This window comes from Streptomyces racemochromogenes, assembly GCF_044129415.1.
Lineage (GTDB): Bacteria > Actinomycetota > Actinomycetes > Streptomycetales > Streptomycetaceae > Streptomyces > Streptomyces racemochromogenes_A.
In genome coordinates this window covers 1-10,735 of record NZ_JBBDHD010000174.1, presented here as the reverse complement: position 1 = coordinate 10,735, position 10,735 = coordinate 1, and the positions used below count along the sequence as shown (strand labels likewise).

General features: G+C 73.4%; 6 protein-coding genes. 2 read left to right on the top strand and 4 right to left on the bottom strand.

What is annotated here, in order from left to right:
- Positions 1–104 precede the first annotated feature (104 nt).
- Entirely contained in the window at positions 105–554 is a 450-nt protein-coding gene (locus tag WDV06_RS33950) for an Lrp/AsnC family transcriptional regulator (protein WP_395513668.1), read from the bottom strand.
- A 139-nt stretch (positions 555–693) separates the two neighbouring features.
- Between WDV06_RS33950 and WDV06_RS33945 the strand changes: the two genes are divergently transcribed.
- Together WDV06_RS33945 and WDV06_RS33940 are read left to right on the top strand one after the other, a co-directional pair.
- A complete protein-coding gene (locus tag WDV06_RS33945; protein ID WP_395513667.1) occupies positions 694–1,695 on the top strand; it encodes an asparaginase in 1,002 nt (333 codons plus the stop codon).
- A 73-nt stretch (positions 1,696–1,768) separates the two neighbouring features.
- The gene (locus WDV06_RS33940) at positions 1,769–5,062 is read left to right on the top strand and encodes an NACHT domain-containing protein (RefSeq protein WP_395513666.1); all 3,294 of its coding nucleotides are present in this window, start codon (positions 1,769–1,771) and stop codon (positions 5,060–5,062) included.
- A gap of 39 nt (positions 5,063–5,101) precedes the next feature.
- On the opposite strand, the gene meaB is transcribed toward WDV06_RS33940, so the two are convergent.
- The 3 genes from meaB to WDV06_RS33925 are packed head-to-tail and all read right to left on the bottom strand — an operon-like array spanning position 5,102 to position 10,163.
- Positions 5,102–6,085 carry a methylmalonyl Co-A mutase-associated GTPase MeaB gene (gene meaB, locus WDV06_RS33935; RefSeq protein ID WP_395513665.1) on the bottom strand — a complete coding sequence of 328 codons (984 nt, stop codon included), beginning with the start codon at positions 6,083–6,085 and terminating at the stop codon, positions 5,102–5,104.
- A gap of 11 nt (positions 6,086–6,096) precedes the next feature.
- Entirely contained in the window at positions 6,097–8,295 is a 2,199-nt protein-coding gene (scpA, locus tag WDV06_RS33930) for a methylmalonyl-CoA mutase (RefSeq protein WP_395513664.1), read from the bottom strand.
- Entirely contained in the window at positions 8,292–10,163 is a 1,872-nt protein-coding gene (locus tag WDV06_RS33925) for a methylmalonyl-CoA mutase family protein (RefSeq protein ID WP_395513663.1), read from the bottom strand. Before WDV06_RS33925 ends, scpA begins: the two co-directional genes overlap by 4 nt.
- Positions 10,164–10,735 lie beyond the last annotated feature (572 nt).

The window sequence follows — 10,735 nt, the reverse complement described above, 5'->3', positions numbered from 1 at the left end:
CCGCCCCCCGCCCCCCCCCCCCCCCCCCCCCCCCCCCCCCCCCCCCCCCCCCCCCCCCCCCCCCCCCCCCCCCCCCCATGCCCGCCGAGCGGCCCCGTACGAGCTCAGACGGGCAGGCCCGTCGGCTCCTTGATGCGCTTCATGATGATCTGCGAGTTGACCTCCGTGACCCCGGAGAGCGCCGTGAGACGCTCGATCCACAGGCGCTCGTACGCCCGGAGGTCGGTGACGGCGATGCGGAGCAGGCAGCCGGGGCTGCCGAACAGGCGGTAGGCCTCGATCACGTCGGGGATCTCCTGGAGGGCCGCCTCGAAGGCCTCGACCGCCTCCCGGTCGCGCCGGACCTCCACCGACACCAGCACCTCGAACCCGCGGCCCACCGCCTCGGGGTCGATCACCGCGCGGTACCCCTGGATCACCCCGTCCTGCTCCAGCTGCCGGACCCGGCGCATGCAGGGCGAGGGGGTCAGGCCGACCCGCTGGGCCAGCTCCTGGTTGCTGAGTCGTCCGTCGCGCTGGAGCTCGCGCAAGATTTCACGATCGATGGCGTCCATCACGCAATTATCCCCCACGATTTATCATGGCTGCCTTATAACACGCAATCGCATTGCGCGTAGATCTCACTATCATTGCCCTTTCTGGCAACTTTGTGCGAGCCCCGCTGCGGGGCCCAGACAACAGGGAAGGGTGGTCATGGGGCGCATCGTCGTCATCAGCACCGGCGGAACGATAGCCAGCCGGTGGACGGGCTCCGGCTTCGCCGCCGAGGCCGGCGGCCGCGAGGTCATGGCCACCGCGCCGCTGCCCGAGGGCATCACCGTCGAGGTCGTCGACCTCTTCAGCGTGAACAGCCCCCGCCTCACCACCGCCCACCAGCTGACCCTGCTGCGTACCGTCCACGAGGTCCTCGCCGACCCGACCGTCGACGGCATCGTCGTCACCCACGGCACGGACACCCTGGAGGAGTCCGCGTTCCTCGTGGACCTGCACCACCACGACGCCCGCAGCGTCGTCTTCACCGGCTCGCAGCTGCCCATGGGCTCCACCGAGGGCGACGGGCCCGGCAACCTCTACGACGCCCTGCTCACCGCCGCGACCACGCGCGGGCTCGGCGTCCTGGTCTCCTTCGCGGGCCGCGTCCACGCCGCCCGCGGCACCATCAAGACCCAGGCCGTGGCCCTGGACGCGTTCGCCGACCCCTCCCGGGAGCCCCTCGGCAAGATCGGCTTCGGCAAGGTCACCGTGCTGCGCGGCCCCCAGCGGCCGCAGGCCCTCCCGCTGCCCGCGATGCCGGAGCTCCCGCCGCGCGTGGACATGGTGATGCACCACGCCGACGGCGACCCGGTGCTCCTGAACGCCGCCGTCGCGGCCGGCGCCCGCGGCGTCGTCCTCGTCGGCACCGGCGCCGGGAACGCCACCCCGGAGATCGTCGACGCGGTCCGGGAGGCCGTGGCCCGCGGCGTCCTCGTCGCCCTGACCACCCGGGTCCCGGCCGGCCCGGTCACCGAGATCTACACGCACGGCGGCGCCGTCGACCTCGTCGCCGCCGGAGCCGTTCCCACCGGCACCCTGCGCGCCGGCCAGGCCCGCATCGCGGTGCTCGCCGCCCTGCTGGCCTCCGAGAACCCGGTCGAGCAGGCCCGCGTCCTGCGCGCGGCCCTGTCGGAGCAGGACCCGGTCCTGGTCGACGCGTAGCCGTCCCGGGCGGGCCGGACCCCGGACGCCCTAGGATTCCCCCCGCAGGGTCACGACATTGCGGGGGGAACGCATGGAGCCCGGGACCATCGGCACGCGGCTGGCCTCGGCCGCCATCGGCCCGCTCGTCCGGAAGCTCTTCGTCACGGAGGGCCCCGGCGCGGGCCTGGTCGACAAACCGGTCCGGATCTCCGGATACGTCTCCTTCCGCGGCGAGAAGCGCTCCCTGACGGAGTCCGACCTGCGCACCCTGGCGGCCAAGCTGGTCCGCCAGGCCCTGCGCCACGGCGAACGCCCCGTCACCGCCGACGAACAGCAGGCGGTGGCCGACGCCCTCGCCACCACCCTGCACGCCCTCGGCGACCTGACGCTCAGCGACGTGGAGGCCGTGCGGCTCGGAACCTCGGCCTTCGCGCGCGAACTCCGCCGTGCCGCCGGCCGTCCCGAGCGGGAACTGAGCGCGGACGCAACGTACTTCCACGAGCGCCTGCTCGAAGCCGCCTGCCTGCACATCCTCCACTTCTTCACCCAGCGCTCGACCTTCGTCGCGCACGCCCTGGTGGAGCAGACCCGGGGCATCGCGGAGCTGACGGCCAAGGTGGACCAACTGATCCGCCGCGACCCGCTCCCGGGCGCGCGGGACGCGGCGTTCGAGGCGGAGTACCTTCCGTATGTCGCACGCAGGCACGCGAAGCTGACGATCTACGGCATCGACCTCGCCCACACCCCCACCCGGTGGCCGCTGGACGCGGCGTACCTGAGCCTGGAAGCCACCGGACCGGTGGCCGGCCTGACGGCGGTCCCGGCCAGGCAGCTCGACCCGGGGGCCCCGTACGACTTCCCCTCGGGCGTGTTCCAGGCGGACGGCCCCACAGACGCCGACAGGGCCGAGCGGATCCTCAAGGCCCTCGCCCACGCCCCCACGGCGCAGCCCGCCGACCAGGCCCTGGCGACCAGCCGCCGGGTCCTGCTGCGCGGCGAAGCCGGATCCGGCAAGACCACCCTCGTGCAGTGGCTGGCCGTCTCGGCCGCCCGGCAGGACCTCCCGCCGCAGATGGCGTACCTGGAGGACCGCGTCCCCTTCGTCCTGCCCCTGCGCACCCTGACCCGCCACGGCGAACGGCTGCCCGACCCCAGCGGCTTCCTGTCCGCCGCCGGTCTCCCGCTGGCCGGCGCCCAGCCGGAAGGGTGGGTGCACCGGGTGCTCTCGGCGGGCCGTGGCCTGGTCCTCGTCGACGGCATCGACGAGGTCCCCGACGCCGAGCGTGCCCGCACGCGCACCTGGCTGCGGGACCTGATGGACCTGTACGACGGAGACAACCGCTGGCTCGTCACCTCCCGCCCCTCCGCCGTCGGCGTGGACTGGCTCGCCGAGGAGGGCTTCACCGAGCTCACGCTCTCGGCGATGGGCCCCGCCGAGACCGCCACCTTCATCAGGCGCTGGCACGCGGCGGCCCGTCAGGGCGCCGACGAGGACAAGGAGCTGGAGGGGTACGAAGGCCAGCTCCTCACCGCCGTACGCCTCAAGCCCGATCTCGGCCGCCTCGCCACCAACCCCCTGATGTGCGGCCTGATCTGCGCCCTCCACCGCGACCGGCGCGGCTACCTCCCCCTCGGCCGCAAGGACCTCTACGAGGCCGCCCTCTCCATGCTGATCAGCCGCCGCGACCGCGAACGCGACATGCGCGTGCCCGACCTGCGGGAGGAGCCCCAGCTCGACCTGCTCCAGCGGCTCGCGTACTGGCTGATCAAGAACGGCCGTACGGAAATGGACCGTTCGCGGGCCGAGGACATCATCGCCCGTGCCCTCCCCGCCGTCCCGGAGGCGGCGGCACTCGGCGAGGCGCCCGCGGTCTTCGAGCATTTCCTCCAGCGCAGCGGACTGCTCCGCGAACCGGGCCCCGACACGGTGGACTTCGTCCACCGCACGTTCCAGGACTTCCTGGGCGCCAGGGCGGCCGTCGAGGAGGGAGACTTCGGCCTGCTCATCGCCCACGCCGGCGACGACCAGTGGGAGGACGTCATCCGCATGGCGGTCGCCCTCGCGCGGCCCGCCGAACGCGTGGCGGTCTTCCGTGACCTGCTCGCCCTGGGCGACGCCTCGGCCGACCACCGCACCCAGGCGCGGGTCTACCTGCTGGCGGCGGCCTGCCTGGAACACGCGACCACCCTCGCGCCCGAGACGCGGGCGGAGGTGGAGGCGCGCACCGCGACCCTCATCCCGCCGCGCAACAAGGACGAGGCCCGGGCCCTGGCCGAGGTCGGCCCGTTGGTCCTGGGACTCCTCCCCGGCCCGGAGGGACTCACCGACGAAAACGCCTATCACGTGGTGATCGCGGCCTCACACGTGGCATCCGAGGCCGCCCTCCCCCTGCTCGCCCGGTTCGCCGGCCACCCCCACCACCAGGTCCGCTCCCAGCTCATGTGGGCCTGGGCACGCTACGACTGCGCCGACTACGCCGACGAGGTGATCACACGGCTGGATCCGGACGGTCTCTTCTACACCGTCCGGTCCGACGAGCAACTGGTGCAGTTGGAGCGCCTCGGACTGCGTCCGAGGGAGCTGGACGTCCGAGAGGGCGTCTCTTCGAGGGCCCTCGCGCGGTTCCTGGGCCGCGGCCGCCCCACGACCCTCCAGCTCAACGGCATGACGACGTCCGATCTCGCCTTCCTCACGCCGGAGTCCGCGCCGGTGACCCTCGACCTCGCCCGGTGCGCGCAGCTGACGGACCTCTCCGCGCTCGACGGACTGCCCGTGTCCGAGCTCGGAATCTTCCATCTGCGGCCGGACTGTGACCTGCGCCCGGTCTCGGGGCTGTCCCGGTTGGAGGTCCTCACGATCGGAGGCCCGGCCGGGACGAGCTGGTCCGTGGGGGACCTGCCCGGCGGCGCCCCCCTCCGCTCGCTCCAGATCGACGGAGACACCTCTCCGACGCACGGGCTCAAGGGACTCGGGGCGTTCACCGGGCTGACGCGGCTGGGGTTCAACGCCGCCTCCGGTCCGGTCACCGCCGACGACTGGCAGGAACTGCTGGCCCTGCCCCTGCACCACCTCACGGTGTCCATCGAGGCGCTGGCCTCCCTTCCCGAGGGCGCCGCCTTGCCGGGTGTCACCAGCCTGGGGCTCTACGGGGACGGGCAGAGCACCTCCGAGCACACCTTCAGGCAGCTGGCGACGGCCTTCCCCGGGCTGGTCGACTGCCGGATCGTGGAGGAGTTCACCGGCGAGGCGACCGTCGACGTCGCGCCGTTGGCCGCGCTGGCCGGCCTCAGGAGGCTGTACGTCATGGTGGACGGCGACCGGATGCGCGGCGCGGAGCTGCTGCGCGGCGTCTCGCTGCGCCGGCGCGGCCGACACCGGGGATGATCCGGGTGCGGGACCGGCACCCCGGCCCCGCACCCCTCGTCAGCCCGCGAACGCCGCCAGGATCCGTTCCGCCGCCGACGTCGCGGTGACCGTCCCCTCCCGGACGCCCGCCTCCAGGGCGGGCGCCAGCTCCCGCACCGCCGGGGCCGCCCGCAGCCGTTCCAGCAGTTCGTCGCGGACCATCGACCACGTCCACTCCACCTGCTGCGTCGCCCGCTTCGCGGTCAGCCGGCCGCCCGCCTCCAGCAGCACCCGGTGCTGTTCCAGGCGGTTCCAGACCTCCTCCAGCCCCGTCGACTCCCGCGCGCTGCACGTCAGCACCGGCGGGGTCCACGCCGCGTCCGCCGGGTGCATCAGGCGCAGCGCGCCCGACAGTTCCCGGGCCGCGGCCTTCGCGTCGCGTTCGTGCGGGCCGTCCGCCTTGTTCACCGCGAGGACGTCCGCGAGCTCCAGGACGCCCTTCTTGATGCCCTGGAGCTGGTCGCCCGTCCGTGCCAGGGACAGGAGGAGGAAGGAGTCGACCATGCCCGCGACCGTGGTCTCCGACTGGCCCACGCCGACCGTCTCCACCAGGACCACGTCGTAGCCCGCCGCCTCCATCACGATCATCGACTCGCGGGTGGCCTTGGCGACCCCGCCCAGGGTGCCCGCGGAGGGGGAGGGCCGGACGAACGCCGACGGGTCGACCGCGAGCCGCTCCATCCGGGTCTTGTCGCCCAGGATGGAGCCGCCCGTCCGCGTGGACGACGGGTCGACCGCCAGGACGGCGACCCGGTGCCCGCGGCCCGTCAGCATCGTGCCGAACGCGTCGATGAAGGTGGACTTGCCCACCCCCGGCACCCCGCTGATGCCGATCCGGCGCGCCTTCCCCGAGTGGGGCAGGAGCTCCGTCAGCAGCCGCTGCGCCAGCGCCCGGTGGTCGGCCCGGGTGGACTCGACGAGGGTGATGGCGCGCGCGATGTGCGCGCGCTTCCCGTCGAGCACGCCCTTCACGTACACGTCGATGTCGATCTTCGGGGGCATCCCGCGTCCGCCTACAGCTCGTGGCCCAGGTCCGCGGCGAGCCGCGTGACCAGGTCGTGGGCCGCGTCCGGGATGACCGTGCCGGGCGGGAACACCGCCGCCGCGCCCATCTCCAGCAGCGTGGGGACATCGGCCGGCGGGATGACACCACCCACCACGATCATGATGTCCTCACGGCCCTCTTCCGCGAGCTGCTCGCGCAGCGCCGGTACGAGGGTCAGGTGGCCGGCCGCCAGCGACGAGACGCCCACCACGTGGACGTCCGCCTCGACGGCCTGGCGGGCCACCTCCGCCGGGGTCTGGAACAGCGGGCCGACGTCCACGTCGAAGCCCAGGTCGGCGAAGGCCGTGGCGATCACCTTCTGGCCGCGGTCGTGGCCGTCCTGGCCCATCTTCGCGACCAGGATGCGCGGACGGCGGCCCTCCGCCTCCTCGAACCGGTCGACGAGCGCACGGGTGCGTTCCAGGGACGGGGACTCGCCTGCTTCGGTGCGGTACACACCGGAAATCGTACGGATCTGGCTCGCGTGCCGCCCGTACACCTTCTCCAGGGCGTCCGAGATCTCCCCGACCGTGGCCTTGGCCCGGGCCGCGTCCACCGCCAGGGCGAGCAGGTTGCCCTCCAGGCCCTGGCCCGCGCCCCGTTCGGCCGCGTTGGTCAGCGCCCGCAGCGCGTCCTGCGTGCGCGCCTCGTCGCGCTCCTCGCGCAGCCGGCGCAGCTTCGCGATCTGCTGCGCGCGCACCGAGGAGTTGTCGACGACGAGGACGTCGATCTGCTCGTCGTTCTCCACGCGGTACTTGTTGACGCCGATCACCGGCTGGCGCCCCGAGTCGATCCGCGCCTGGGTACGGGCCGCGGCCTCCTCCACGCGCAGCTTCGGGATGCCCGCGTCGATGGCCTGCGCCATGCCGCCGGCCGCCTCGACCTCCCGGATGTGCTGCCAGGCCCGGCGCGCCAGGTCGTACGTCAGCTTCTCCACGTACGCGCTGCCGCCCCACGGGTCGATCGACCGGCAGGTCCCCGACTCCTGCTGGAGCAGCAGCTGGGTGTTGCGGGCGATGCGCGCCGAGAAGTCCGTCGGCAGGGCCAGGGCCTCGTCGAGGGCGTTGGTGTGCAGCGACTGGGTGTGGCCCTGGGTCGCGGCCATCGCCTCGATGCAGGTGCGCGTCACGTTGTTGAAGACGTCCTGCGCGGTCAGGGACCAGCCCGAGGTCTGCGAATGCGTGCGCAGGGAGAGCGACTTGGCGTTCTTCGGGTCGAACTGCTTCACCAGCTTCGCCCACAGCAGGCGGGCGGCGCGCAGCTTGGCGACCTCCATGAAGAAGTTCATGCCGATCGCCCAGAAGAACGACAGGCGCGGCGCGAACGCGTCCACGTCCAGCCCGGCGCCCTGCCCGGCTCGCAGGTACTCCACGCCGTCGGCGAGGGTGTACGCCAGCTCCAGGTCGGCCGTGGCCCCCGCCTCCTGGATGTGGTAGCCGGAGATGGAGATGGAGTTGTACCGCGGCATCTTCTGCGAGGTGAAGGAGAAGATGTCCGAGATGATCCGCATCGAGGGCTTCGGCGGATAGATGTAGGTGTTGCGGACCATGAACTCCTTGAGGATGTCGTTCTGGATGGTCCCGGCGAGCTTGTCGGGGGAGACGCCCTGCTCCTCCGCCGCCACGATGTACAGGGCGAGGACCGGCAGCACCGCGCCGTTCATCGTCATCGACACCGACATCTTGTCGAGGGGGATCCCGTCGAACAGCTGGCGCATGTCGTAGATCGAGTCGATCGCCACGCCCGCCATGCCGACGTCACCCGTCACGCGCGGGTGGTCGCTGTCGTACCCGCGGTGCGTCGGCAGGTCGAAGGCCACCGACAGGCCCTTCTGGCCGGCCGCGAGGTTGCGCCGGTAGAAGGCGTTCGACTCCTCGGCCGTGGAGAAACCGGCGTACTGCCGGATCGTCCAGGGCTGGTTCACGTACATCGTCGGGTACGGGCCGCGCAGGTACGGGGCCGCGCCCGGGTACGTGCCCAGGAAGTCCAGGCCCTCCAGGTCCCGCCCCGTGTACAGCGGCTGCACGCCGATGCCCTCGGGGGTCTCCCACACCAGGTCGCCCGCGGCGGCCCCGGTGGACTCCTTCACCGCCGCGCGCCACTGGTCCCCGGTGGCGGCCGGGGCGGCCGTGCCGAGGGCGAGCTCGGAGAAATCGGGGATGCTCAAGACGAGACTCCCATCCGGTCGAGTACGGAGGACAGCACGGCGACCGCGTCGCAGCCGGCGAAGACGTACTCGTCCACGGCCCCGGCCGACGTGCCGGGCTTGCCCGCGAGGAAAACGGTCGTCGCGCCGGCCCCGCGCAGGGCCGCCGCCACCTCCGCGGCCTGCTCCTCGTACAGCGCGTCACCGGAGCACAGCACCGCCACGCCGTCCGCGCCGCTCGCCGCGTACGCCTCGGCGGCGGTCGCCGCGTCCACCGACACCGGGTCGTGCACGGGCTCGATGCCGCCCGCCTGGAACAGGTTCGAGGCGAAGGTGGCCCGCGCGGTGTGCGCGGAGGCCGGGCCCAGCGCGGCGAGGAACACCCTCGGGCGGGCGCCGGTCGCTTCCAGGTGTGCGTCGCTGCGGGCACGCAGCGCCTCGTACGCCTCGTCCCGGCGCACCCGGGGCAGGCCCCCGGTGGGCGCGGCCGGGGCGGCCTCGCGGACGAGGGGCTTCTCCGACAGCAGCGGGAACTCGCTGACGCCGGTGATCGGTTCGCGGCGGGTCGCCAGCTTCTTCGAGCGGGCGGCCCAGGTGGCCGCGAGGCGCTCCGCGACGAAGCCTGAGCGCAGGGCGGCGGCGAGGCCGCCGGCCCGCTCGACGGTCTGGAAGAAGTCCCAGGCGGCGTGCGCCAGTTCGTCGGTGAGCTGTTCCACGTAGTAGGAGCCGCCGGCCGGGTCGATCACCCGGGCCAGGTGGGACTCCTCCAGGAGGATGGTGGAGGTGTTGCGGGCGATGCGCCGGGCGAAGGCGTCGGGCAGGCCCAGTTCGGCGTCGAACGGGAGCACGGTGACGGAGTCCGCGCCGCCCACGCCGGCCGCCATGGAGGCGACGGTGGTCCGCAGCATGTTCACCCACGGGTCGCGGCGCGTCATCATCACCGGCGAGGTGACGGCGTGCTGCCGCTGGGCGCCCGCCTGCGGGGTCCCGCAGGCCTCCGCGACGCGGGCCCACAGGCGGCGGGCGGCGCGCAGCTTGGCGATGGTCAGGAACTGGTCGGCGGTCGCCGCGTAGCGGAACTCCAGCTGGCCGAGGGCGGCTTCGGCGGAGAGCCCGCCGTCGGTGAGGGTGCGCAGGTAGGCGACGCCGGTGGCCAGGGACAGCCCGAGCTCCTCGGCGGCCGAGCCTCCGGCCTCGTGGTACGGCAGGGCGTCCACCGCCAGGGCGCGGACGCCGGGCCAGGAGGCGGCCGCCTCGCGGGCCAGCTCGACGGCCGGGGCGGTGTCCAGGGCCTCGCCGGTACGGGCCTCGTGCCCGAGCGGGTCGATGCCGAGCGCGGCGCGGGCGGCCTCCGGGGCCACACCGCGCTCCGCGTACAGGGCGAGCAACGCCCGTGCCGCCTCGGCGTGTTCGGCGCCGGCGTCGAGGCAGACCGGCGCGAGGTCGAGGTACACCCCGTCCAGGGCGCGGCCGAGCTCCGCCACCGGGAGCCCGTGGCGGCCGACGGTCAGCCAGAGGGAGGTGGTGCCGTTCTCCAGGTCGGCCAGTGCCGCCTCGTTGACGCGTACGGGGTCACTGCCCGCGATCCGCTGGCGCACGTCCCAGCCGGACGTGCTGGTGCCGTCCGGGGTGCCGCCGCGGACGAAGGGCGCGAAGCCGGGGAACCCGGTGGTGTCGGCCTTCGCGTCCGCGCCGGAGGGCGCCGTGTACAGCGGGCGGGTGGTGAGCCCGTCTTCGAGCGTGGTGGACAGTGCTGCTTCCGCTGCCTCGCCGGAGACTTCCTTGCCCGACTTGCGCAGTACGCCCTCGACGAGGCGTTGCCACTGCTCATGTGTCGTGTCAGGAAACTCGGCGGCCAGGGAGAGCCCGTCGTCAGGCAGGACCGTCATGGCCCGAACTCTAGGGCGGCCCGCTTAAGCCAGACCAGAACCACCGGATGTGATCTCCCCCTCTCAGATGAGCCCCCGTCCCCGCCCCCGGCCGTGCGGAACGGGACACCTCGCCCACCGGCCCCGGGGAACGGTGGAAGGGCGGGCGGGGGAAGCCCACCTCCGCGCGGCGCGACGGGCACCCGCCCCCGCCTCGCGAAACCCGCATGGCGACGGCGTTGCGGCCCTATGAAATCCAGCCACCCCTTTTCGGCCGCCTGGTGCGACGAAACCCCAGATCAGCCGGGGTGTGACGGCCTCCAGGCGGGCCCTCGGGCGGGGCTTGACCCAGTCCGGTCCCACTGACACGCTCCGAGCCATGACCGCGACCGAGCACCTCGCCCCGCGGCTCCACACCCCCGGCCCCTGTACCGCGCCGGGCGCGTGTCCGGGCCGCTGTCCGGCCCCCTCCGGGGCCTGACCAACCCCACTCTCTTATAAAAAAATACCAGCCCACCACACCCGTTAACGGATCTGGGTTTGCGGGGTGTGGGGTTGATTCGGGGGGGGGGGGGGGGGGGGGGGGGGGGGGG

Excerpts from the sequence above, each read along its gene's own strand:
- WDV06_RS33925 (WP_395513663.1), bottom strand. The coding sequence starts at position 10,163 with ATGACGGTCCTGCCTGACGACGGGCTCTCCCTGGCCGCCGAGTTTCCT.
- meaB (WP_395513665.1), bottom strand. The coding sequence starts at position 6,085 with ATGCCCCCGAAGATCGACATCGACGTGTACGTGAAGGGCGTGCTCGAC.
- WDV06_RS33940 (WP_395513666.1), top strand. The coding sequence starts at position 1,769 with ATGGAGCCCGGGACCATCGGCACGCGGCTGGCCTCGGCCGCCATCGGC.
- WDV06_RS33950 (WP_395513668.1), bottom strand. The coding sequence starts at position 554 with ATGGACGCCATCGATCGTGAAATCTTGCGCGAGCTCCAGCGCGACGGA.
- WDV06_RS33945 (WP_395513667.1), top strand. The coding sequence starts at position 694 with ATGGGGCGCATCGTCGTCATCAGCACCGGCGGAACGATAGCCAGCCGG.